Here is a 23,579-nt window from a genome sequence, read left to right on the forward strand (position 1 = left end):
CCGCCGGGGGCAGCGAAAACCGCCGACCGCGTGGGTGCGGCCGGCGGTTCGCCTCCTGTCGGCATGAGTTCTGGTCAGAGTCCGTTGACGCGCGCCTCCCTGGCGATGCCCAGTGGCCGGACACCGGGGGGTGCGCCGGTACGGGTCCGGCGGCTCACCCGGGACGCGTGCCGCCGTATCCGGTCAACCTGCGCCATCAGCCTGCGGCCGCGCAGCGCCATCTCCAGCTCGAAGCGTATTCGGGGGTCCCGGAGGCCGGGCCCGAAGAGCTTCTCGATCTGGCGCAGCCGGTAGCGCACGGTCTGCGGATGCACCTTGAGGGCCTTGGCCGCCTCGGGCGCGCCACCGCCCTCGAGCCAGGCCAGCAGCGTCATCTGCAGGCGCTCGCTCTGCCGGGGGGTCAGCCCGACCAGCGGCTTGAGCCACCGGGCGGCCAGCGCCCGGACCAGCGACTCGTCCTGAAGGAGCAGCAGCATCGACAGATGGTCGTCGACGAAGAGCACCCGGGCCTCGGGGCCGGAGCGGGCGGGCGCCAGGGTCAGCAGGCGCCGGGCCCAACGCACCGAGGAGGAGGCGTCGTTGAGCGGCACCACATGGCCCACGGCCGCGGTACGGCCGCGCAGCGCGGTCTCCAGCGCCGCCCGGGTGCCGGGCTCGGCCGGAGTGGGTTCCCGCTCCGGGTCCTTCTCGCCCTCCTGGGCAGCGGCGGTGCCGGTGTCCGGGGTGGGCCCCGGGTCCGCGTCCGGGTCGGGGATCAGCAGGCACAGCTCGTCGCCGACCGCGCCGATGAGGGTGTCTCCCAACACGGCGGCCAGCTGCGGGGCCTCGCCCGGGGTGGGCAGGGCGATGGCCTGCACCGTCTCGGGAAGCGGCCAGCGGGCGGCCCGGGAGAGCTCCACCAGGGTGCGCTCGGAGACCGCCACCTCGCCGATGAGGGCCTCGAACAGATCGCGCCGGGCCCGCTCGGGCGGCACCTCGGCCAGTGCCTCCTCACCGGAGGCGGCGCCCGGTTCGCCCGCGCCGTCCTCGCCCGCCTTGCGGTGGCCGAGTGCGGTCAGGAGAGCCTGCTCGACTCCCCATCGGACCTTGTCTCGCTCAGAGTCCTCCAGGAGTTCGGCGAATCCCGGGATTCTGTGCCGAAGGTTCTCAACCACCTCGTCGGCCAGGGACGGGAGTTCATTGCGCAGCACGCGGGTCCACTCGCCACGGGGGCGGGACCAGATGCGGTTCACGAGTTCGCCCATCATTACCTCGTTCTTGCCGGGGGGAGACCTGGCCGTTGGGGGGTCGGTCAGGTCCGTGGAGGTTGCCTCCGTCACCGGTTCGTCCAGTACCGGTCAGGGAGTCGAGGGTCCTCCGCTACGTCATAGAGGACCCCGCCCCCTCCCGGTCCCGGCACTTTGCCGGTTCTTTGCCATTGAGACGACAGTGGATCAGCCGGGAACGGTGTGGGCACGGTTCGTCCACTAGAAGTTGTCACGTTACGACAAATCTTATGGAGATCAGGTGTACTTCCGAGAAGCTGCTGCCCCCAAGACGACTTTGACGTATCTCGTCACCCGCGCGAATCCGCGCGATCGGGAGGCTCCAATGTCCATGTCCCAAACGCCGCTCCCCTCCTCGCAGGGGCGTCACGGGGGACGCCGAGCTCGTGGCGGACGACGAGCCGCTCGCCGGACCCAGCAGCGTGATCCATCCGGACTGGGATGGCCACGCCATATCCGGATCTATGCCGTCGTCGGCTCCATCGCACTGTCCTTGTACGTGACATGGAGCGCCGGCGCGTTCTCGAAGATGTTCGTGTTCCTCGACTTCGGCGCGGGTGTGCTCGCGCTGGTCTGTCTCACTTCGGCGGTGCTGTGGGGGCTCGCCGCGACCGACCAGATGATCCTGCACACCAAGCAGCGGCTGCTGGCCCAGGCCATCCACCGGGCGGCCGCGGTAGCCGGACTGCTCTTCCTGGCCGTTCACATCTGGGTCAAGGTCGCGGAGAGCCACACCAACACCGCGTCCATCGCGATACCGTTCGCTGACGCAAATCAGCCGGTGCTGATCGGGCTCGGCACCATCGCCGGCTATCTCTTCGTGATCGCCGCGGTGACCGGTGCGGCCCGCAGCTCGTTCGCCTCCAGGGGCAACTCCCGCTGGCGCTACCGCTGGTGGCGGGCGCTGCATGTGGGTGCCTACCCCGCGTGGTGCGCCGCGCTGATCCACGGTCTGAAGGCGGGACGCGCCGCCAAGATCTGGGCGACCTACGGTTACATCGCGGCGCTCGCCGGGGTGGCCATCGCGCTGTGGCTGCGGCTGGTGCAGCGGCGGCGCCAGGACATCGACCGGGCGGACGGCATCGAGGTCAGGAACCCTCCGGCCCGCAGCATGCAGGAGGGCCGGACCGGACGGTCCGATCCCACCGTGCCGCGCCCCCGTTCGGCCGAGCCCGGCCGGTATGACAGCCAGCCGCTCGGTGCCTCTCGTGGGTGGGACCGGTGATCACGACCAAACCCAGGCTCGCCTGTGTCGATCCGCCCCGGCTGCTGGCCGGGCTCGACGAGGTGTACCGGCTCGACCGCGTCGGCCATCTGACCGTCCATGGCACCATGCCGGCCCTCCGGGCGGACGAACTCGTGGCGCTCGCGGAGAACATCGATCTGCGCGGGCGCGGCGGCGCCGGTTTCCCCTTCGCCAAGAAGGTCCAGGCCGTCGTGGAGTCGGCCGGCCGGCGCGAGGGCCGCTGCACCGTGGTGGTCAACGGCAGTGAGGGCGAGCCCAGTTGCCTCAAGGACACCGCGCTGCTGCTGCACACCCCGCATCTGGTGATCGACGGCGCCGTGCTGGCCGCCGAGGCACTCGGCGCCGAGGAGGTGGCCATCGCGGTGCACCGCCAGGACGTCGAGGAGTCCGTGGCCGCCGCGATCGCCGAACGCGGCCCCAGTGGCGTCCCGGTGGGGGTGAGCCGCACCCCGGACCGGTTCGTGGCCGGTGAGGGCGGCGCGGTCATCAACGGCATCAGCGGCGCCCCGGCCATCCCCAACGGCCGGAAGATCCGGACCAGCGACAGCGGGCTCAGCGGGCTGCCCACCCTGCTGTCCAACACCGAGACCTTCGCCCAGCTCGCGGTGGCCGCGCGGATGGGCGCCCTGCCGTACCGCTCGGTGGGGCTGCCCACCGAACCGGGCACCACGCTGCTCACGGTCGGTGGCAAGTACGTGATGGAGACACCCACCGGGGTGCCGCTGACCTACGTCCTGGAGCTGTGCGGCCTCACCCCCGGACAGGCGGTGCTGGTGGGCGGCTACCACGGCAAGTGGCTGGACCCCAAGAGCATCAACGCCGCCACCATCTCCCGGGAGTCCATGAAGAAGTACGGCGCCCGGCTGGGCGCGGGTGCGGTGCTGCCCATCCCCGAGAACACCTGCCCGCTCGGCGAGACCGCGCGGATCGCGCGCTGGCTGGCCGCCGAGACGGCCGGTCAGTGCGGGCCCTGCTTCATCGGGCTGCCCGCGCTCGCGGACGCCATCGGCCAGGTGGAGCGCGGCGGCGGCCGGTCCTCGATCGACAATGTGCGCGCCTACGTCAACTCGGTGAAGAAGCGCGGGGCCTGCAGCCATCCCGATGGCACCGCCGGTTTCGTGACCACCGCGCTGGACGCGTTCCCCGAGGAGTTCGAGGCGCATGCGCTCGGGGCCGGCTGCGGACGGCCCACGATGGGGGTGCTGCCGCTGCCGGAGGACGCCCTGCCGCTCGCCCTGCCGCCCGCCCCGCTGAACCCCGCGGTGCGCGACGAGCGCCGCCAGCGAGGGCCGACGGAGAAGCTCCTGGTGGACTGGTCGCTGTGCCAGGGCCATGGGCTGTGCGCGGACATCCTGCCGCCCGAGGTGCTGACGCTCGGGATCGACGGCTATCCGTCCTCGGCCACCATGGAAGTGCCCCGGCAACTGCGGGCGCAGGCGGTCCGCGCGGTCCGCCGCTGCCCCGCCCTGGCGCTGCGCATCGAGGAGTAGGGGGACGATCCAGCCGCACCACCGACACCGCGACGGCCGTGAGGAACGGCCGTCGACTGCTGTGTGCTCAGCGATCCGGCGAATTTTGCGTCCGGTGACAAATTCGCAAGCCGCTGAACGCCGGTCCGCACGGGCTCCGTATGGACCGGCGTCGGCGCAATCACCGCCGGACCGATCGAGATTGCAGAGGAATGGCCATGGAGAAGCGGCGTCACATCGCATTCGCCGGGGTGTCGGTAGCGATGGTTCTGCTGACGGCGGCTTGCGGCAGCAGCAAGGACAACAGCGCGGGCAGCGCCAATGTGCAGCCGGCGGGTGGCAGCCAGACCGTGGGTGCGGGGGCCTCCGCGTCGGCGGGCGCGGGGGCCGCGGCCGGTACCGGCGGCGGGTACGAGGCGGGCGGTGACACCGGGGCCGGCGCGGGCGGCGAGGCCGAGCGCACCGGTCCGGCGAAGCAGCTGGCGGTCAAGGAGGACGCCAAGCTGGGCAAGTTCGTCACCGACAGCAAGGGCTGGACGCTCTACCGGTTCGACGAGGACACCCCCAAGCCGGCCAAGTCCAACTGCAACGACGACTGCGCCACCAAGTGGCCCGCGGTGCCCGCTGACGACGCCGCGGCCACCACCGGTATCGAGTCCGGCAAGCTGGGCTCGGTCACCCGCGCCGACGGCACCAAGCAGCTGACGCTGGCGGGCTGGCCGGTCTACCGCTTCGCGGGCGACAACAAGCCCGGTGACACCAAGGGCCAGGGCGTGGGCGGCACCTGGAACGCGCTGGCGCCCGACGGCAAGCCGGCCGGCAAGACGGCGGCCGCGGACGACAGCCTCCAGCTGATGGTCAACAACAACGCCGAGCTGGGCAAGATCATCGTGGACGGCAAGGGCATGACCGTCTACCGGTTCAACAAGGACAGCGCCTGGCCGATGAAGACCGGCTGCCTCGGTGCCTGCCTGGACACCTGGAAGCCCGTCAAGGCCGTGGACACCACCAAGGTCGCCGGGCTCGACGCGGCGAAGGTCACCTCCTTCAAGCGCCCCGACGGCACCAAGCAGGCGGCGTTCGACTGCTGGCTGCTGTACACCTTCACCGGGGACAAGAAGCCCGGTGACATCAACGGCCAGGGCGTGAAGGGCACCTGGTTCGCGGTCACCGACAAGGGCAAGAAGGCGGGCCAGTAAGGGAGACAACCACTACTTTTGGTCCACCGCGGCGGGTGGCCCGAGGCGTCAGAGCCCGGGCCGCCCCGCCGGATTTTCTACGGGAGGTTGTTGTGTCACTCGCTCTCCGTGCCACCGCGGTCGGCGCGGCCCTGCTGTTCCTGGCCGGCTGCGGTGGAGGCGATCGGGCACATGGCTCCGGCCACGAGCAGAAGAAGGTGTCCCCCGCCACCAAGGAGTTCGCCCAGCCCGGGAAGCCCGCGCCGCTGACGAAGATCGCCGACGCCATCGGGTGCAAGGCCACGATCATCACCGAGGCGGAGGAGCTGCGTCAGGGCTCCTGCGGGTCCGGTCAGAAGCGGTTCACGATGGTCACCTTCGCCACCGACAAGGGCCAGCACGACTGGCTGACCACGTCGAAGGACTACGGAGGCATGTACCTGGTCGGCAAGCGCTGGTCGGTCACCGGCCTGTCCATGGGCTCACTGGAGCCCCTGCGCGAGAAGATCGGCGGATCGCTCGAGAAGGGGATGTCCATGTCCCACGGCGGGTCCCGGGGCGGGACCAAGACCGGGGGCGGCATGGACGGGATGGACGGCATGGAGGGCATGGACGGCTCGGCGAGCCATGCGGGTCACGACGGGAAGAAGTGACCCGCGGCGCCCGCCGGCCAGGGCGGTGAGCGTGGTTTGCGCCCCTCAGGCCGCCCGGGAGTCCGCCCACTTGACCAGGTCCGGGTCGGCGAGGGTGGAGACCCACACATCGACCGGCGGGGGCTCGTCCACGGGCTTCCGCGGGCCCACGCCGAGCACTCTCAGCCCGGCGCGCGAGGCGGACAGAAACCCGCAGTGGGAGTCCTCCACCGCGAGGGCGTCCTCGGGAGCCGCCCCGCACAGCCGGGCGGCCTCCAGGTAGACGTCGGGGTACGGTTTGGGCCGCACGTCCCCCTCGGGGACCAGCACATGGCCGAAGTACCGCAGCAGCCCGGCCTTGGCGAGCCCGTCCTCGACGACGTCCCGCGGGCAGTTGCTGGCCACGGCCAGCGGTGCGAAGGCGGCCGCCTTCGCGACCAGTTGGGGCGCCCCCGGCATGGTGACCGGGTCGTCGGCCACCAGCCGGCGGAAGGCGTCCAGGAGTTGCCCGGTCATTTCGTCGGCGAGTTCGGGGCGACCGGCGAATTCGGCCAGCATTCGGCCGCATTCGGTGTAGTGGAGCCCCTTCGTGCGCCGTGCGAACTCCTCGTCGGGGGCGGTTCCATGGCTTCTGAGGACCACTTCGCGCGCCTCCACCCAGTGTCGTTCGGAATCCATCAGGGTGCCGTCACAGTCGAAGACGATGGCGGCTGGGGTCCATCCGAGAAACTTTTCGGCTGTCATCTGTCTGCCGTTCCATGGGAGGTGGAGGAATCGGCGCAGGGGATGCCTGTACCTGCGGGAGCCGCGCGGTGGAAAACGTCCTGGCGGCTCGTGAGGGCGCTGGGCGCCGACCGCTGTCGTCGTACAGGCCGTGGGGTTCGCCTGCCCGAAACATAACGATCACTACGTTAGTTTGATGACCTGCAGTAAGCAAGAGGCTACTCAGTGTCGGCGTTTTGTTCGTCGTTCAGCCTGTTCGTCGTCATATTGTTCGTCGCACGGCGTGTTCGCCGCTCAGAGGTACTGGAGCACGCCGACCGCCGTGCAGATACCGGCCTGGCGCAGCCGGAAGACACACGTCCGGCCGTGGGAGGTGCACTCGACCACGGCCGGCGGATACGACTCGGTGAAGCGGATCGCCTTCATCCGGCAGGCGACGGGCCGGGTCAGCGCCCCGCCGGTGGCCAGCGCCGCGGCCTGCCGGGCGCCCTCCAGCAGCACCAGGCCCGGCATATGGTCGCTCCAGTGGTCGAAGAAGAACGGATGGCGGGGGTCGGCGGGGTCGAGGTAGACCACTCCCCCGTCCCGCACCACCAGGACGTCCCGGGCCGCCGGAACGGCCAGTTGCGCAGGTGAGGGCCGTACGGCGGCACGCAATCTGCGGCGCGCGGTGTGCCCGTGGACGGCGGCCCGGGTCTCCGCGTAGGTCGTGCCGTCGAGGAAGCGCGCGGTGCCCCCGGCCCATGCGAAGAGCTTGCCGCCCGCCGACAGCACCACATCCAGCCGCATCCCGGTGACGAAGCGTCCGCAGGGGCTGGTGCGGACGTCGGTGACGGCGGCCAGGCAGGTGATGTCGGAGGCCCCGTACGGCGCCCGGGGCTCGGTCTCGGGGTCCAGCCGGTAGGAGATGTCCCGGATCAGGAAGTGCGCCCCCGCGGGCACCGCGTAGTACCGCGTGGGGATGTAGATCCCCAGCTCGCGCAGGGTTTCCGCGATCATCAGCGGATGATGGCGGCCGTCTCCGCCGTGCGGGAAGGTGGGGTGGGACCTCGGCCACTGGGCCGCGGCCTCGAACCGGTTGTCACCGTGCGTACGCACATCGGTGAGCAGCACCTCGGCCACCGAGACCCGGTGCACCGCCTCCCGCGCCACCGTGCGGGACCAGCTGAGCGGCCGCCCGGCGGGACCGGACGGCTCCGAAAGGCCATGAGCCTCACGAACGATCACCTTAAAATACTAATAATGTTTGACCTGTCTCGCCTCATCACCATCTCAGGCCGAAAGTCCGCTAAGTTCTCCCCGTCACATCCGACGGGGAAGGACGGCGAACACGTGCAAGAACGGGCCGAACAAACACGCCGATCCCTTCTGGAGGCCGCAGCGTTCCTTTTCGACGAGCGGGGATACGCGGGAACGAGCATCAGCGACATCACCTCCCGGTCCGGCCACACCAGCGGCGCGATCTATTTCCACTACACGAGCAAGGAACGGCTCGCCCTCGCCGTGGTGGAGGAGCACTTCGCCACCTGGCCCCCGCTGATCGAACGCTTCGCCACCCTCGACACGCCGCCCCTGGAGCAACTCGTCCGGCTCAGCTTCGCGGTGGCCCGCGCCTTCCGCGACGACATCGTGGTGCGGGCCGGAGCCCGGCTGTGGGCCGAGCGCACCCTGATCGAGGCACCCATGCCGCCGCCCTTCGTGGGGTGGATCGACGCGGTGGGGGAGCTGATGGAGAAGGCGCGCGCCGAGGGCGATCTGGCCACGCATGTCGACCCGCTGCCCGCCGCCCGGACCGTCGTGTGCGCCTTCTTCGGGCTGCACACCGTCTCCGAGGCGCTCGACGGGCGGCGGCTGGTCGAGGACCGGCTGGCCGATCTGTGGACCCTGCTGCTGCCCTCGCTCCAGGCCCGGCCCGGGGACACGCCGGGGCTGCTGGCGCTCGCCCGTGGCGACGCCGCGCCGCCGTCAGAGTGAGGCGCCCGCGCACATCACCAGCGTCTGGCCGGTGACCGCGCCGCCCTCCGGGCCCAGCAGGAACGAGGTCAGCCCCGCCACCTCCTCCGCGCGGACCAGCCGCCCCAGCGGTGGCATCACGGGCGGGGTGCGGCTGCGGCCGGGGTCCCGCAGCATGGGGGTGTCCGTCGGCCCGGGCGCCACCACGTTGACCGTGACCGCCCTTGGCGCCAGCTCGGCCGCCCAGGACCGGGCCAGCGCGGGCAGCGCCGCCTTGGTGGCCGCGTACTGGCTCTTGCCGGGGACACCCGTCATCGTCCGGCTGCCCACCAGCACCACCCGGCCACCGTCCGCGACCCGGTCCACCAGCGTGTCCACCAGGACGCCCGCCGCCTGCACATGGATCCGCCACATGAGGGATCCGTCCTCGGGGTCGAGCTCCCCCAGCCGCGCCGAGCGCTGAACGCCCGCCGCGTGCACGATCGCGTCCACCCCGGACACCGGGGCCAGCACCTCGGGGAGGCCCTCCGGCCGGGACAGATCGGCCGGAATCCAGTGCAGCCGCGTCACCGCGTGCGCGGGGGCCGTACGGCTGAGCCCGGTGATCCGCCACCCCTCGTCCAGCAGCCGGGCGGCGATCGCGGCGCCGATACCGGAGCTGACACCGGTGACCACGGCGTGCCGGGACTCAGCCATCGGCCGCCCAATCCGGTGTGACGCGGACGTACTTGATGGCCTGGCGGTGGTAGGTGTACGCGATGTGCAACGTGCCGTCGGGGCCCTGCCGGATGGTGGGGTAGGACAGCTCGCGGTTGAGCCGGTCGCGTGAGTTGTTGGTCAGGCAGTGGCCGTCGCCGGTGTCCAGATCGCGCCGTACCGGCCAGGTCAGGCCGTGGTCGGAGGACAGCGCGAGGGTCATCGGGGCGCGGGGCGCGCCCCAGAAGGCGCCGGGCGCGGAGTCGTCCGGCGTGGCGGCCGGGGCCGGTGTCTCTCCGGTCTGCCCCTCATCGTCGATCTCGTCGTAGAGGGACACCCGGCGGGCCGTGGCGTCCGCGCGGCTGCTGTGGTTGTAGACCAGCGCGAGCCGTCCGTCGGCGAGCGGGACGTACTGCACGGAGGAGTTGTTGTTGGGCAGTTCGGTGCGGACCGGCTCGCTCCAGGTCTCCCCGCCGTCGGTGCTGTGCGAGCGGTACACCGCGTCCGCCCAGCGGCTGCGGAAGAGGGCCAGCAGGGTGGTGTCCGGCAGTTGGTGGACGTTCATGTGCACACAGCCGGTCGAGCCCGGCACCGGCCGCTCGCGCCAGGTGCGCCCCTGGTCGTCACTGATCATCACCGCGCTGGTGTCGCGGTCGCCGACCCATTTGACACCGGGTGTGGCCACGCAGTGGAACACCGGCAACAGCCACCGCCCGGAGTCCAGGACGGCCACCGGCTGACGGATGAACACCCCGCCCGCCTCCGTGGCCGGGAACAGCGTACGCGGCGCGCCCCAGGTGACACCCGCGTCGGCGGACACCCGCAGCCGGACCTCGGCGGTGTCCTGATCGCCCGCCCGCTGGGCGGTGTACAGCAACCACAGCTCCCCGTCGGGGGTCGGGAACAGCAGCGGGTTCTGCTCCGAGCGGGTGTCGTCGTCCGAGAGCCGGACCGGCTCGGTCCAGGTGCCGGCCCCCGGGGCGAGCCGCGAGAACCACACGGAGATGTCCGGCACGCCCTCCTGCGTGCCCCCGAACCACACACATCCGAGGTCCCCTCCGGGCAGCACGGTGAGGTTGGCGGCATGGTTCTGCACGGCGGGCGCGGGCAAGAACGCCTCCCGCAGCCCCGGGTCCCCCGGGCGCGCCCGAAGCCGCCCGTCCGTCAGCGGTATCGCGGTGTCATCGTCGGCGGTCATGTTCGCCGGGCTCCTCAAGGTTGTGGTGATACGGGTTCGGGGGGTGCGGAAGAACCCACGGACCTACCGGTTGTACGCGGGCATCGGCCCCCGTAGCCGCGCCCCCACCTCGTCGCACGCCGCCGCCACCTCCGCCGGGAGCGGCCCCGCCGCCGCGGCGGCCAGGTTGGCGCGGAGGTGCTCCACACGGGAGCCGCCGAGCAGCAGCGCGTCCACCCCGTCCCGCCCGAGCAGCCAGCGCAGCGAGAGGTCGACCAGCGGGATGCCCGCCTCCTCGGCGATCCGCGACAGGCTCCGTACGCCCTCGAAGAGCCCGGCGTCCCAGTAGCGCCGCCGGTACATCTCCGCCACCCGCGAGTCGCCGAAGCGCCCCGACTCCGGCTGCTCCTCAAAGGCATGACGGCCCGTCAGCAGGCCGCCGCCCAGCGGGTTGTAGACCATGGTGCGCAGCCCGCTGGTGGCCGCGTACTCCCGGTACTCCTCCTCGATCCGCCGTGCCAGCAGGTTGTACAGCTGCTGGGCCACCACCGGGCGCGGCGCGCCGACCCGGTCGGCGGTGTGGGTGACCTCGGCGATCTGCCAGGCGGCGTAGTTGGAGACGCCGAGTGCGAGGATCTTGCCCTCGGTGACGAACTCGGCGACCGTGCCGAGGGTCTCCTCCAGCGGCGTCGCCCGGTCGGGCTGGTGCAGATAGAACAGGTCGACACGGTCGGTGCCCAGGCGGCGCAGGCTGCCCTCGAGGGCCGCGCGCATCCCGCGCGCGGACAGCGGTGAGTGGCCGCCGGCGTCGGGGTGCGGCATACCGGCCTTGGTGGCGAGCACTATCCGGTCGCGGCGGCCGGGCAGCAGCTCGGCCAGGATCGTCTCGGTGGTGCCGCCCGCGTAGGCGTTCGCGGTGTCCACCCCCGTCACCCCGGCGTCCAGCGCGGTGTCCAGCATCGCGGCGGCGCCCGCCCGGTCCACCGTGTCACCGAAGGTCATGGTGCCGAGCACCAGCCGCGAGAGCCGCACCGGGACGCCCGGCAGGGCGACCCCTCCGGGAGACGCCTGGCTGGTGGTGTGGGTGTGCGCATGCGCGTTCACTGCGTCGCTCCTGGTTCCTGGCCGGCCCCGACGGGTGCCTGGTCGGCCGCGACGGGTGCCTGGTCGGCCGCGACGGGTGCCTGGTCGGCCGCGACGGGTGCCTGGTCGGCCGCGATCGCGGACACGAGGGCGCGCGGTTTGCGTCCCCGCATGGTCGTCGGGTCGAGCGCCGCCCGTCGCAGCGCCCGGGTGTAGGGCTCGACGGGCGCGGAGAGCACCGTTCCGGTGGGCCCGGATTCGATGATCCGCCCGGCGCGCATCACCACCACCTCGGAGCTGATCTCGCGGACCACGCCGAGGTTGTGGGAGATGACGATGTAGGCGAGCCCCCGTTCGGTCTGGAGCTCCCGCAGCAGCTGGAGCACCTGGGCCTGTACGGAGACGTCCAGCGCGGAGGTGGCCTCGTCGCACACCAGCAGCTCGGGGCCGCTGGCCAGGGCGCGGGCGATGCCGATCCGCTGCCGCTGGCCGCCGGAGAACTCGGCCGGGCGGCGCTGGAGCGCACCGGCGGGCAGCCCGACCTGGTCGATGAGGGCGGCGGCGCGGCGGGCGCGTTCGGCCCCGGAGCGCATGCCGTTCAGCCGCAGCGGTTCGGCCACGATCTCCTCGGCCGTCAGATGCGGGTCCAGGGAGCCGTACGGATCCTGGAAGACCATCTGCACCCGCTTGCGCAGCGGACGCAGCCGCCGTTCGGGCAGGCCCGCGATGTCGGTTCCGTCGAGCAGGATCCGGCCCCGGGTGGGGCGCAGCAGCCGGACGATGGAGCGTGCGATGGTGGACTTGCCGCAGCCGGACTCGCCGACGACGCCGAGCGCGCCGCCGGGCGGGACGGCGAAGCTGACGCCGTCCACCGCGCGGAAGACACCGCCGGCGACCGGGTATTCGACCACCAGGTCCTCGACGGCCAGCAGGGGTGTGGGGGTCACAGCGCCTCCTCGGTGACGGCGGCCGCGGGGGTCTCGTCCCAGGGGCCCAGGGTGGGCACGGCGGCGAGCAGATCGCGGGTGTACCGCTCGCGGGGGTGGTCCACGATCTGTTCCACCGGCCCCGACTCCACGAAACGGCCGTCGCGCATGACGTGGATGCGGTCGGAGACCAGCCGGGCCACCCCCAGGTCGTGGGTGATCATCAGGATGCCGATGCCGGTGCGCTCCTGCAGCTCCATCAGCAGGTCCAGGACGCCCGCCTGGACGGTGACGTCGAGCGCCGAGGTCGGCTCGTCGGCCACCAGCAGCCGGGGCTCGGCGGCCAGGGCGATGGCGATGAGGACGCGCTGGAGCATGCCGCCGGAGAACTGGTGCGGGTAGGCGCCCCAGCGGGTCTCGGGGCGGGGGATCCGCACCCGGCCGAGCAGTTCGACGCCCTTGGCACGGGCGTCGGCGCGGGACATCCCCGGGTGGCGCAGCCGGAGTGCCTCGCCCAGCTGTCGGCCGATGGTGTGCACCGGGCTGAGCGCGGTCATCGGGTCCTGGGGGATCAGGGACACCCCGCGGCCGCGGATCCGCCCGGCGGCGGTGGCGTCGGCGATGACGTCGGCGCCGAAGATCCGGGCCGTTCCGGAGAGGACGGCGAGCCCTTCGGGCAGCAGCCGCAGCAGCCCCATCGCGGTGGTGGACTTGCCGGAGCCGGACTCGCCGATGATGGTGACCGTCTCGCCGGGGCCGATGGTGAAGCCGACCCCGTCGACCGCGCGCACCACACCGCGGTCGGTGATCAGCTCGATCTGCAGGTCCTCGACCTCCAGCAGCGGGGTGTTCGTCGGATCGCTCGTGGTGTCGCTCATCGGGAGCCCTCCGTCGTACGCCGTCGGGTGCGGTCGCGCAGTCCGTCGCCCAGCAGGTTGACCCCGACCACCAGCAGCACGATGACGAGGCCGGGCAGGGTCACCAGCCACCAGGAGGTGGTGATGTAGTCCTGGCCGTCGGAGATGATCCGGCCCCAGGTGGCGAACGGCCGCTGGGGGCCCGCGCCGAGGTAGCTGAGCGCGCTCTCCAGCAGCACCGCCTGGGCGAGCAGCAGCAGGACCACGAGCGATGCCTGGCGGACGATGTTGGGGATGACATGGCGGGCCAGGATGGCGATCCGGGGCAGCCCCAGCACCTGCGCGGCGGCCACATACGGCTTCTCCCGCTCGACCAGCACCAGGGACCGGGTCAGCCGGGCCACCTCGGGCCACTGGGCGATGGCGATGACGCAGGTGATGACGGTGACGGAGGGGCCGAAGAGGGCCACGACGAGCAGCAGCATCATCAGCAGCGGCAGCGACATCTGGGCCTCCAGCAGCCGGGAGACGACGGCGTCCACCCAGCGGCCGTAGTACCCGGCGGCCGCGCCCGCGACGATGCCGATGAGACCGGAGACGACGACGGCGAGCACCCCGACCGTCAGGGACACCTGGCCGCCGTGCAGCACCCGGGAGAGCACATCGCGGCCGAGCTGGTCGGTGCCGAAGAGATGGCCGTCGGTCAGCGGGGCGAGCCGGCGCCGGGAGAGGTCCTGGTCGCCCGCGCCGGGCAGGGGCAGCACCTGGGCGAGTGCCACCGGCACCACGACCAGCAGGGTGCACACCGCGCCCGTCCACAGCTTGAGGCTCGCGCTGCGGCGGCGCCGGGTGGCGGTGGCGCGGGCCAGATCCCTGGCGGTGACCGCGCTGGGGCGGGTCCCGGGGCCGGCCTTCGCGGGGGCCGGGGGTTCGAGGGCGCCTTGCATCTCAGGCCGCCTTTCCCAGGCGTACCCGCGGGTCGAGCAGCGGGTACGCCAGGTCGATGAGGAGTTGGACGAGGACCGCCAGCGCGGCGGTGACCAGCACGGTCGCCTGGATCAGCGGATAGTCGCGGGTCTCCAGGGCGCGGACGACCAGCGAGCCGACCCCGGGCCAGCCGAACACCACCTCGACCACCACGACACCGTTGAGCATCGCGGCGAACCGGGTGCCGAGCGCGGTGAGCACCGGGATGGCGGAGTTGCCCATGGCGTAGCGCCAGGTCAGTACGCGGTTCGAGACCCCGCGGGAACGGGCGACGGTGACGTACGGCGAGGCGAGGGCCGCCACCATCTCCCGGCGGACCAGCCGGGAGATCAGCGCCATCTGGAGGATCGCCACGGTGACGGTGGGCAGGATCAGTCCGCCCCAGGTGGTGAAGCCGGATGCGGGCAGCACCGGGACGGCCACGGCGAAGAGGGTCAGCAGCATCACGCCGATCCAGAAGTCCGGCATGGACTGCCCGGCGATGGTCAGCACATTGGCGCCCAGCTCCCGCTTGGTGTCGGCGCGGCGGGCCATCCACACGCCGAGCGGCACGGCCACCACGGTGGTGAGGGCGATCGCGGAGAGGGAGAGGGTGATGGTGTACGGCACCCGGTCCAGCACCACGTCCAGGGCGGGCGCGTGGAAGGAGTAGCTGGTGCCGAGGTCGCCGGTGAACAGATCGCGCAGGAAGAGCCCGTACTGGGTGAGCAGTCCGCGGTCCAGGCCGAACTGCTCCCGGATCCGGGCGAGGTCCGCGCTGGAGGGGTTGGGCCCGGCCAGGGCGGCGGCGGGGTCGCCCGGGGCCATGCGGACCAGGACGAAGACGGTGGAGAGGGTCAGGAAGACGGTCAGGACGCTCTGGCCCAGGCGGCGTATCAGATAGCGCGGCACGGCTCAGCCCTCCAGACGCACGGCGGCGAGGTCGTAGGAGTTGAGCTGGAGCAGGCCCACATCGCGCACCCGGGTGCGGCGGGCCAGCACCACATCGGGGACGAACGCCCACAGGCAGGGGCGGGTGTCCCAAATCTGCTTCTGGACGGCGGCGAGCCGCTCGTTCCGCGTCTTCTCGTCGGTCTCGGCGGAGGCGTCGGCCAGCCGGGTGGCGATCCGGGGGAAGACATAGCCCTGGTAGGTGTCCCGGCTCCGCTCCTTCTCCGGCGTGCCGCCGTACATGCCCTGGAGGCTGGTGGAGGCGTGGCCGGTGGGGACGGAGAAGCCGTTGCCGAGGACGTCCCAGTCGCCGCGGCGGCCCTGCCGCCACTGCTGGATGTCGCCGCCCGGTTCGAACTGCTGGAGGCTGGCGCGGACGCCGGCCCCGCGCAGCATCTCCAGCACGGCCTCCATCACCGAGGTGTCCGCGGGGAACTCGCCCGACTCCCAGATGATCTTCACCTTGAGATCGCTCGCGCCCAGCGCGGCGAGGCGCTTGCGGGCCTCGCCGGGGTCGTGGACGTAACGCCCGGTGCGTACGGCCCCCTTGAGGGCGAGCGGGACGACGCCCTCGGCCTGCTGGGCCGAGTCGGTGAGCACATCGCGCACCAGGGCCTCGCCGTCGATGGCGTAGCTGAGCGCCTCGCGCACCCGGGCGTCGGCCAGCGGATGTCCGCGTGGCTTGCGGAAGTTGAAGAACAGCTGGTTGACGCGGGTGCCCGAGGTGCGGTCCAGGCGCACCCCCGGCAGGCCCTTGAGCTGCTCGGCGGAGTCGGGGGTGATCGTGTCGATGACGTCCAGCTCACCGCTGCGCACGGCGACGACACGGCTGGACTCCTCGGGCACGAAGCGCACCCGGACCCGGTCCACGGTGGGGCGGCGGCCCCAGTACCGGGGGTTGACGGCGAGGGTGTACTCGCCGGTGCCGGAGTTGGCCGAGGTGACCACGTACGGGCCGGAGCCCGCCCCGCCGGACAGCTCCTCGGGCCGGTTCCCGGCGGCCGGGCTGATCAGGATGTTGGCCATCAGCTGGTCGAGGATGGGCACCGGGCGCTTGGTGTGCAGCCGGAAGGTGCGCTCGTCGACCGGCTCGACGGTGGGCATCTCGGGGAAGAGGCCGACGATGAACGAGCCGTTGACGCCCGCGTACATCTTCAGCGCGGTCGAGACGTCCTTGACGGTGACCGGAGTTCCGTCGGAGTAGCGGACCCCCTCACGGAGCCGCACCGTCCAGGCGGTGGGCTCGGTCATCTCGAAGCGGTCGGCGAGCACGAGTTCGGGGCGGAGCCCCTTGCCGATCCGGGTCAGCGCCTGGCGCACCGCGCGCTGCACCGTCACCGCCGCGTCGAACTGGTTGAGCTTGTTGTCCAGGCTGACCAGCGAGCGGTTCAGCCCGAGACTGATGGCGCCGGGCCCGGGGGCGCCGGTGGGCCCCGCGCACCCGGTGAGCGGGGCGAGGGCCATACCTGCTGAGGCGCCTGCTCCGAGGCGCAGCACGGACCGGCGGCTGAGGGCCGGAGCGTAGGGGATACGGGTCATCGTTGACCTCTCGGCGTTCCTGAGGCGAGCGACGTTCTGTGCGAGCTACCGGCTCGTTCGACTCGTGCGGCGCCCGGATGGGGGCCGTACGGGTCGAAGTGTCGCGGCGGTCACCGTGACATGGCTGCGCGCTTTACGCAATACTTCTCGCGCAGTTCGCGCAACGTATGTCATCATCGGGGCCACGGAGACGATGCCCACGGCGTGGGGCCGCTCCGCCTGTCATGGTCATTCGAGGAGGTACCGGTGGACATGACACCCAGCCGGAGACTGCTGGCCATCGCGGATGACCTGTCGGGCGCCGCGGAGGTGGCGGCCGCGGTTTGCTCGCGCACAACACGCAGTCGGGTACTGCTCTTCGGGGGGCCGGGCGCCGTCGGCATGGCAACGGCCCTTCGCCCCCGCCATGCCGGCGAGGCGACCGTCCTGGACCTGGACTCCCGCTACCGCCCGGCGGCGGAGGCGGCGGAGGCGGTCCGCGGGGCGCTGCGGATGTCCTGGCCGGACGGGGGCGGCCAGGACGCCGTGGCCGCCCCGGGCCCCTCGGACACCCTGGAAGCGCTGGACACCTTCGTCCTGAAGAAGATCGACTCGCTGCTGCGGGGCAATGTCGCCGCCGAGATCGCCGCACTCGCGGAGGGCGGTGCGGGGGTGGTGCTCGCCCCGGCACTGCCGATCGCCGGGCGCGTGGTGCGCTCGGGGGTGGTCCACATCGGCGGAGTGCCGCTCCACGAGGGCGACGCATGGCGCGCCGAGGCCGTCCCCCCGCCCGCCTCGGTGGCCCAGGCGCTGGGCGGCCTGCCCACCGCCCCGATCCCGCTCGCGACCGTACGGTCCTCCCGCCCCACCCTGCTCACCGCCCTGCGCGCGGCCGCGACGGCGGGACGGGTGGCCATCTGCGACGCGGAGACGGACGCGGATCTCGACGCGATCGTCGAGGCATCACTCGCGGACGGCCCCGGAATGCGACTGGTCGGCTCGGGCGGCCTGGCCCTGGCCCTGGGCCGCCACCTGACGACGGCCTCCCCGGCCACGGGGGCGCGGGCCGCACCGGGCACTGGGAGCCCGGCCGCCGCGGGCCCGGCCGCCCCTGGCGCCACGGGCTCGGCCGTCCCTGGCGCCACGGGCTCGGTTGCCACCGCCGTCGGGGGCCCGGCCGTCTCGGACAGCTGGGGCCGGGGCGCCGCCGACGCCACCCGGGCTGCGGTCCTCGCGTCGGCGGCCGGAACGGCCGCGTCCTCGGCGCAGACCGGGCGGCCGGTGCTGGTCGTCGTGGGTACGGCCGAGCCTGCCGCCGTTGAACAGGTGCGGCGGCTGGTCGAGGACGGGGCCAGCCACCACCCGCTTCCGCTTGCGGCGCTGTTGGCGGACGGGTCCCCGGTACGGCTGCCCGCGCTGACCGCCGCCGTCACCGTCGTCTCCCTCAGCGCCTCGCCCGAATCTCCGGGCCCGGCACCCGCGTACGAGGCGGTGGCCCTCCCCTCCCCCCGACCGGCGCCATCCTCCGTCGGCGGAGCCGAGCCGGTCTCCGGGCGGCGGCTGGTGCTCGGGCTTGCCCGGGCCGTCGGCGCGGCCGTCGCCGCGCACGACGGGGCCGTCGACCTCGTGCTGACCGGCGGTGAGACGGCGCGCCGGGTGCTGGACGCCCTGGCGGTGGCCGAGCTCGACCCGGTCGGCCAGGTGCACCACGGCGCCGTCCATCTCCGCACGCCCGACGGGCGATCCGTCGTTACCCGACCGGGCAGCTTCGGCGATCCCGACTCCCTGCGCCACATCGTCCGGGCACTGCGCCCCCACTCGACCGAACGGAAGGTCACCTCATGAACTCCTCCCCCCACCTCGCCCCCACCGGGGCCGCTGGTGCGGACACCGGTCCCGCCCCGCTCCCGCTGATCGCGGTCACCATGGGCGACGGCTCCGGCATCGGACCCGAGGTGGTCGTCCCCGCGCTGCTCGACCCGGACACCCTGCGGCGCTGCCGTCCGGTGGTCGTCGGGGACGCGGAGCGGCTGCGGGAGGCCGCCCGGCTGCGCGACATCGCGTGCGAGGTCGTCACCGTGGCCGCGCCCGGCGAGGCGGTGTTCAGCCCGGGCCGGATCAACGTCATCGACCTCGGGCTGCTCCCCGCCGATCTGCCCTGGGGCCGACTCTCCCCCATCGCCGGGGACGCGGCGTACCAGTACATACGGACCGCCGCCGAACTGGCCATGAACGGTGAGGTGCAAGGCATCTGCACCGCGCCGCTCAACAAGAAGGCGCTGCACGCGGGCGGCCATGTCTTCCCCGGCCACACCGAGCTGCTGGCCCATCTCACCGGGGTCGAGGAGGTGTCGATGATGCTGGCCACCCCCACGGTGAAAGTCATCCACGTCACCACCCACATCGGGCTCATCGACGCGGTGCGGAGGATCGAGCCCGGCCTGGTCGAGCGCACCGTGCGCCGCGGCCATGAGGCGATGGTCCGCGCCGGCACCCCGGAGCCGGTCATCGGGGTGTGCGGGATCAATCCGCACGCCGGTGAGAACGGGCTGTTCGGCTACGGCGAGGAGGAGGAGAAGATCGTGCCCGCGCTGGAGGTGCTGCGCGCGGACGGCATCGACGCCCGCGGCCCACTCCCCGCCGACACCGCCTTCTTCCTGGCCGGGCGCGGGGACTACGACCTGATCGTGGCGATGTATCACGACCAGGGGCACGGCCCGGTCAAGGTGCTGGGCCTGGAGGCCGGGGTCAACCTGACCGTCGGTCTGCCCGTCATCCGCACCTCCGTCGACCACGGCACCGCCTTCGACATCGCGGGTACGGGCACGGCCGACGCCGGTAGCATGATCGAGGCGCTGCGGCAGGCCGCCGAGATGTCGCCGTCCCCCGCCCGCTGACGCGGGGAGCCACGTTGAGGAACGCGAGGCCGAGTCCACGGTGAAGAACGCGAAAGACATGCCGGTGAACGGAGCGCGGGCCCGGCGCGACCGGATCGTCCACCTGGCCACGACCACGGGCCTGACCAGCGTGGAGGAGCTGTCCCGCACCTTCGGGGTCACCGCCTCCACCATCCGCCGCGACCTCGCCCAGCTCACCGCGGACGGTCGGCTGGCGCGGACGTACGGCGGGGCGATGGCCCTGGTGGCCCACCCGGAGGCGTCACTGCGCCAGCGCACGGGCGAGGCGTTCGAGGCCAAGCGGGCCATCGCGCTCTGGGCGGCGTCGACGGTGCGCGCCGGGGAGACGGTGCTGCTCGACGCCGGTTCGACCGTCGGCGCCCTCGCGCATGAACTGCGCACCGCCGAGGGGCTCACGGTCGCCACGACCGGGCTCACCGCGCTGCAGGAGCTCGCCGATGTGGAGACCGTGCAGGTGGAATGTATCGGCGGTACGCTCCGTCCGCTGAGCCAGAGCTTCCTCGGCCCGCTCGCCGAGGCCGCCCTGGAGCGCATGACCTTCGACCGGGTCTTCCTGGGCGCCGACGGGGTGACGGCCGAACACGGCATCTGCGAGGCGGATCTGCGCCAGACCCGTCTGAAGGAGCTGATGGCCCGCCGAGCGGAGGCGGTGTACGTCCTGGCCCATTCGGCGAAGATCGGCCGCCGCCCCTTCCACACCTGGGTGCGGCTGCCGCCCGGCTGGACACTGGTGACCGACGCCGACGCGGACCCCGGGGAGATCCGGGCACTGCGCGCCCAGGGGGTCGAGGTCACGATCGTCGGGGACGAGTAGCCGCCGCCTGCCCGGGCCGCGTACCCATCGCGCGTGAGCCGCGCACATCATGCGCGATCCGCGCACCCGTCGTACGTACGATGTGGGTGAGCGATGGTCCGGATTTTCGCGATCCGGATCAGGCAGACGTCGCATGCCGACAGCGACCGCCGAGACCATGCGTATATCCCGGGGGACCGGGGCACCCGCCCCCGGAGTGACGTGGCCACCAGCCCAAGAGCTTTGGAGGACACCGTGGCACGGCAGACCGACCCGACCCCCATCCACCCGACGCTGCGAGATCCCGGGCCGCCGTCTCCGACCCCGTCGCCCGGTCCGGGCGGACCCGAACCGGGTCCCGCGCCGGGCCCCGTGCCCGGACCGCCCCCGGGTCCGCCGCCCGATCCGATTCCCTCCCCTCCGCCCGAGCCGCCGCCGAATCCCACGCCCGGCCCGCCACCGGACCCGTCCCCCGACCCGGTGCCCAAGCCGCCGGGCCCGGATCCGGTCCCGGACCCCTCACCGGCGCCCGGCCCCTTGACCCGGTGAGCCGGTTGACCGGGTGACCCCGTTGACCGGGTGACCCCGTTGACCCGGTAAGCCCGTTGACCCGGTAAGCCCGTTGACCCGGTGAACTCACCGGCTCGGTGAGCGCCCGGGTGGCGTAACAGCGGTGGGTGCCGCGGCGGCCGGGGTGAGATCGTCGGACGGAACCGGACCGGCAAAGGAGAAGCAGATGGCCACCACCGCTCCGGCCCGCCCCGTCCTCGAACCCGCCGCCGCGGCGTTCGCCGAGGCCACCGCCAAACCGCCGTATCCGTACCAGATGACGCCCGCCGAGGGCCGTCGCACGCTCGACGAGGTGCAGTCGGGCGAGGTGCCCAAACCCGAGGTGGACGAGGAGTGGATCAGCGTCGGGGGCGTCCCGGCGGGCGGTGTCAGGGCGCGGATCGTGCGCCCTCCGAAGGCCGTCGGCACCCTCCCGGCGATCCTCTACATCCACGGCGCGGGCTGGGTGTTCGGCAACGCCCACACCCATGACCGGCTGGTCCGGGAGCTGGCGGTCCGGGTGGGCGCCGCGGTCGTCTTCCCCGAGTACGACCTCTCCCCCGAGGCCCACTACCCGGTGGCGGTGGAGCAGAGTTACGCGGTGGGCCAGTGGATCGTGGCCCACGGCGAGGGCGCGGGGCTCGACACCTCCCGGATCGCGGTGGCCGGGGACTCGGTGGGCGGCAACATGGCCATCGCCCTCACCCTGCTCGCCAAGGAGCGCGGCGATCTGCCGCTGGTGCGGCAGGTGCTCTTCTACCCGGTGACCGACGCCGCCTTCGACACCGGCTCCTACGAGCAGTTCGCCGAGGGTTACTTCCTCACCCGTGAGGCGATGAAGTGGTTCTGGGACCAGTACACCACCGACCCGGTGCGGCGCTCCGAGATCACCGCCTCCCCGCTGCGCGCCACCCCCGACCAGCTCGCCGGGCTGCCGCCCGCCCTGGTCATCACCGGCGAGGCGGATGTGCTGCGCGACGAGGGCGAGGCGTACGCGGCCAGACTGCGGGAGGCCGGGGTGCCGGTCACCGCCCTGCGGATGCAGGGGATCATCCATGACTTCCTGATGCTGGACGCGCTGCGCGACACCCGGGCCGCACGGGCGGCGCTCACCCTTGCCGTGGACACCCTGCGGGACTCACTGGGCACCGCCTGACTTCTTCGCCTGCCGCTTGAGCTCCTGCTTGTGGGCGCGGACCTTGTCCAGCGACTCGGGCCCGGTGATGTCGGCCACCGAGCGATACGCGCCCTCCTCGCCGTACGCCCCGGCCGCCTCGCGCCAGCCCTCCGGCCGCACCCCCATCCGCTTGCCCAGCAGCGCCAGGAAGATCTGCGCCTTCTGCTTGCCGAAGCCGGGCAGCTCGTTCAGCCGCCGGAGCAGCTCCTGGCCGGAGGGGGCATCGCGCCACAGGGCGGTCGGATCGCCCCCGTAGTGCTCGGCCAGATACCGGCACAGCAGCTGGACGCGCCCCGCCATCGAGCCCGGGTAGCGATGCACGGCGGGCTTCTCCGACAGCAGCGCGGCGAACCCCTCGGGGTCGTGGGCGGCGATCTCCTGGGCGTCCAGGTCGTCCCTGCCCAGGCGCCGCGCGATGGTGTACGGACCGGAGAACGCCCATTCCATGGGCACCTGCTGATCGAGCAGCATCCCGATCATCAGGGCCAGCGGGTCGCGCTCGAGCAGGGCGTCCGCCTCGGGCTGCTGGGCGAGACGAAGGCGTGCGTTCATCCCGTGTGGATACCCCGCCACGACCCGAACGAAGCAGCTGAAAACCGCATACCACCCAAAGGCGCTCACACCATCACCAATTTGGTCGAATTGCGAGGTGTTAGGGCCCATGCGAATCTGGTGGCGACCGCCGTGACATCGGACCACGGAGGCGAGTGACCATGTCAGCAACCGCGACTCGCCAACGACGCCATGACGACACTCCCGACACCGGCGGTGCCTTCCTGCGTCTGTCCCGGCTCCCGTCCGGGCCCGAACGCGACGCGCTGCGCGAGGCGATCATCTGCGCCTGGCTGCCCGTCGCCAAACGCCTGGCGCTGCGCTTCCGCAACAAGGGCGAGAACATGGAGGATCTCACCCAGGTCGCGTCGCTGGCCCTGGTGAAGGCCGTCGACCGCTACGACCCCGACCTCGGCCACGCCTTCCCCTCCTATGCGATCCCCGTCATCACGGGCGAGCTCAAGCGCCACTTCCGCGACTATCTGTGGACCCTGCACATCCCCCGCAACATCCAGGAGGTCCGCTCCCGCACCCGCTCCGCGCGCGACGCGCTGGAGCAGGAGCTCGGCGGGCGCACCCCCACCATCCACGAGATCTGCCTGCGCACCGGTATGCCCCAGGAGGATGTGAAGGCCGGCCTGGAGGCCAGCGCCTCGTGCACCCCGCTCTCCCTCAACGCCGCCGTACAGGGCGCCGAGGAGCGGCTGCTCGCCGAGACGGTGGGCGCGGACGACGCCGCGATCGAACGCGTCGTCAACCGCGAGGCGCTGCGGGTGCTGATCGCCGAACTGTCGGAGCAGGACCGTTACGTGCTCTATCTGAGGTTCTTCGCGGGGCTTTCGCAGAGCCAGATCGGTGAGATCCTGGGCTTCTCCCAAATGCACATATCCCGCAGGCTCTCCCGGCTCTACAGCGAGCTGCGGCAAGGGCTCATGGCCTACGCCTAGCGA

Annotated in this window: 22 protein-coding genes; 10 read left to right on the forward strand and 12 right to left on the reverse strand. The window is 72.3% G+C overall.

What is annotated here, in order from left to right:
• Positions 1–74: 74 nt before the first annotated feature.
• A complete protein-coding gene (locus tag LIV37_RS07580) occupies positions 75–1,247 on the reverse strand; it encodes a PucR family transcriptional regulator (RefSeq protein ID WP_121825722.1) in 1,173 nt (390 codons plus the stop codon).
• A gap of 517 nt (positions 1,248–1,764) precedes the next feature.
• Between LIV37_RS07580 and LIV37_RS07585 the strand changes: the two genes are divergently transcribed.
• The 4 genes from LIV37_RS07585 (at position 1,765) to LIV37_RS07600 (ending at position 5,811) form a co-directional block, all read left to right on the forward strand.
• The gene (locus tag LIV37_RS07585; RefSeq protein ID WP_243146381.1) at positions 1,765–2,490 is read left to right on the forward strand and encodes a ferric reductase-like transmembrane domain-containing protein; all 726 of its coding nucleotides are present in this window, start codon (positions 1,765–1,767) and stop codon (positions 2,488–2,490) included.
• A complete protein-coding gene (locus LIV37_RS07590; RefSeq protein ID WP_121826179.1) occupies positions 2,487–4,001 on the forward strand; it encodes an NADH-quinone oxidoreductase subunit NuoF family protein in 1,515 nt (504 codons plus the stop codon). The genes LIV37_RS07585 and LIV37_RS07590 overlap by 4 nt, the downstream gene beginning before the upstream one ends.
• Positions 4,002–4,198: 197 nt before the next feature.
• The gene (locus LIV37_RS07595) at positions 4,199–5,179 is read left to right on the forward strand and encodes an SCO0930 family lipoprotein (RefSeq protein WP_020866516.1); all 981 of its coding nucleotides are present in this window, start codon (positions 4,199–4,201) and stop codon (positions 5,177–5,179) included.
• 92 nt (positions 5,180–5,271) lie between these two features.
• A complete protein-coding gene (locus tag LIV37_RS07600; protein WP_020866517.1) occupies positions 5,272–5,811 on the forward strand; it encodes a hypothetical protein in 540 nt (179 codons plus the stop codon).
• A 45-nt stretch (positions 5,812–5,856) separates the two neighbouring features.
• On the opposite strand, the gene LIV37_RS07605 is transcribed toward LIV37_RS07600, so the two are convergent.
• Complete coding sequence (locus LIV37_RS07605) at positions 5,857–6,534, reverse strand: HAD family hydrolase (RefSeq protein WP_020866518.1); 678 nt, start codon at positions 6,532–6,534, stop codon at positions 5,857–5,859.
• 273 nt (positions 6,535–6,807) lie between these two features.
• Positions 6,808–7,740: a ScbA/BarX family gamma-butyrolactone biosynthesis protein gene (locus LIV37_RS07610; RefSeq protein ID WP_020866519.1), complete on the reverse strand. Its 933-nt coding sequence runs from the start codon at positions 7,738–7,740 to the stop codon at positions 6,808–6,810.
• A 105-nt stretch (positions 7,741–7,845) separates the two neighbouring features.
• On the opposite strand from LIV37_RS07610, the gene LIV37_RS07615 reads away from it, so the two are divergent.
• Positions 7,846–8,487 carry a ScbR family autoregulator-binding transcription factor gene (locus tag LIV37_RS07615; RefSeq protein ID WP_020866520.1) on the forward strand — a complete coding sequence of 214 codons (642 nt, stop codon included), beginning with the start codon at positions 7,846–7,848 and terminating at the stop codon, positions 8,485–8,487.
• Here the strand turns inward: LIV37_RS07615 and LIV37_RS07620 are convergent.
• From LIV37_RS07620 to LIV37_RS07655, 8 genes are all read right to left on the reverse strand, one after another.
• On the reverse strand, positions 8,479–9,162 hold the full coding sequence (locus LIV37_RS07620) for an SDR family NAD(P)-dependent oxidoreductase (RefSeq protein WP_020866521.1): 684 nt from the start codon (positions 9,160–9,162) through the stop codon (positions 8,479–8,481). The genes LIV37_RS07615 and LIV37_RS07620 overlap by 9 nt on opposite strands.
• Positions 9,155–10,360, reverse strand: a complete 1,206-nt coding sequence (locus tag LIV37_RS07625; RefSeq protein ID WP_020866522.1) for a sialidase family protein — start codon at positions 10,358–10,360, stop codon at positions 9,155–9,157. The genes LIV37_RS07620 and LIV37_RS07625 overlap by 8 nt, the downstream gene beginning before the upstream one ends.
• Before the next feature lie 63 nt (positions 10,361–10,423).
• Positions 10,424–11,443, reverse strand: coding sequence for an aldo/keto reductase (locus LIV37_RS07630; protein WP_020866523.1), 1,020 nt, complete (start codon positions 11,441–11,443; stop codon positions 10,424–10,426).
• Complete coding sequence (locus LIV37_RS07635) at positions 11,440–12,369, reverse strand: ATP-binding cassette domain-containing protein (RefSeq protein ID WP_020866524.1); 930 nt, start codon at positions 12,367–12,369, stop codon at positions 11,440–11,442. Before LIV37_RS07635 ends, LIV37_RS07630 begins: the two co-directional genes overlap by 4 nt.
• Positions 12,366–13,226 carry an ABC transporter ATP-binding protein gene (locus tag LIV37_RS07640; RefSeq protein WP_020866525.1) on the reverse strand — a complete coding sequence of 287 codons (861 nt, stop codon included), beginning with the start codon at positions 13,224–13,226 and terminating at the stop codon, positions 12,366–12,368. The genes LIV37_RS07635 and LIV37_RS07640 overlap by 4 nt, the downstream gene beginning before the upstream one ends.
• On the reverse strand, positions 13,223–14,152 hold the full coding sequence (locus LIV37_RS07645) for an ABC transporter permease (protein WP_020866526.1): 930 nt from the start codon (positions 14,150–14,152) through the stop codon (positions 13,223–13,225). The genes LIV37_RS07640 and LIV37_RS07645 overlap by 4 nt, the downstream gene beginning before the upstream one ends.
• A 1-nt stretch (position 14,153) precedes the next feature.
• Positions 14,154–15,083 carry an ABC transporter permease gene (locus tag LIV37_RS07650; protein WP_020866527.1) on the reverse strand — a complete coding sequence of 310 codons (930 nt, stop codon included), beginning with the start codon at positions 15,081–15,083 and terminating at the stop codon, positions 14,154–14,156.
• Between the two features lie 3 nt (positions 15,084–15,086).
• Positions 15,087–16,661, reverse strand: coding sequence for an ABC transporter substrate-binding protein (locus LIV37_RS07655; RefSeq protein WP_121825719.1), 1,575 nt, complete (start codon positions 16,659–16,661; stop codon positions 15,087–15,089).
• Between the two features lie 252 nt (positions 16,662–16,913).
• Between LIV37_RS07655 and LIV37_RS07660 the strand changes: the two genes are divergently transcribed.
• From LIV37_RS07660 to LIV37_RS07675, 4 genes are all read left to right on the forward strand, one after another.
• Complete coding sequence (locus LIV37_RS07660) at positions 16,914–18,485, forward strand: four-carbon acid sugar kinase family protein (RefSeq protein WP_243146475.1); 1,572 nt, start codon at positions 16,914–16,916, stop codon at positions 18,483–18,485.
• The gene (pdxA, locus tag LIV37_RS07665) at positions 18,482–19,537 is read left to right on the forward strand and encodes a 4-hydroxythreonine-4-phosphate dehydrogenase PdxA (RefSeq protein WP_121825717.1); all 1,056 of its coding nucleotides are present in this window, start codon (positions 18,482–18,484) and stop codon (positions 19,535–19,537) included. Before LIV37_RS07660 ends, pdxA begins: the two co-directional genes overlap by 4 nt.
• 58 nt (positions 19,538–19,595) lie before the next feature.
• The gene (locus LIV37_RS07670; protein WP_121826178.1) at positions 19,596–20,372 is read left to right on the forward strand and encodes a DeoR/GlpR family DNA-binding transcription regulator; all 777 of its coding nucleotides are present in this window, start codon (positions 19,596–19,598) and stop codon (positions 20,370–20,372) included.
• A gap of 715 nt (positions 20,373–21,087) precedes the next feature.
• Positions 21,088–22,056 carry an alpha/beta hydrolase gene (locus tag LIV37_RS07675; RefSeq protein WP_020866530.1) on the forward strand — a complete coding sequence of 323 codons (969 nt, stop codon included), beginning with the start codon at positions 21,088–21,090 and terminating at the stop codon, positions 22,054–22,056.
• Here LIV37_RS07675 and LIV37_RS07680 read toward each other — a convergent pair.
• On the reverse strand, positions 22,039–22,629 hold the full coding sequence (locus tag LIV37_RS07680) for an HhH-GPD-type base excision DNA repair protein (RefSeq protein WP_020866531.1): 591 nt from the start codon (positions 22,627–22,629) through the stop codon (positions 22,039–22,041). The genes LIV37_RS07675 and LIV37_RS07680 overlap by 18 nt on opposite strands.
• A 161-nt stretch (positions 22,630–22,790) precedes the next feature.
• On the opposite strand from LIV37_RS07680, the gene LIV37_RS07685 reads away from it, so the two are divergent.
• The gene (locus LIV37_RS07685; RefSeq protein ID WP_121825716.1) at positions 22,791–23,576 is read left to right on the forward strand and encodes a SigB/SigF/SigG family RNA polymerase sigma factor; all 786 of its coding nucleotides are present in this window, start codon (positions 22,791–22,793) and stop codon (positions 23,574–23,576) included.
• The last annotated feature ends 3 nt before the right edge of the window (positions 23,577–23,579 follow it).

The organism is Streptomyces rapamycinicus NRRL 5491 (genome assembly GCF_024298965.1).
Lineage (GTDB): Bacteria > Actinomycetota > Actinomycetes > Streptomycetales > Streptomycetaceae > Streptomyces > Streptomyces rapamycinicus.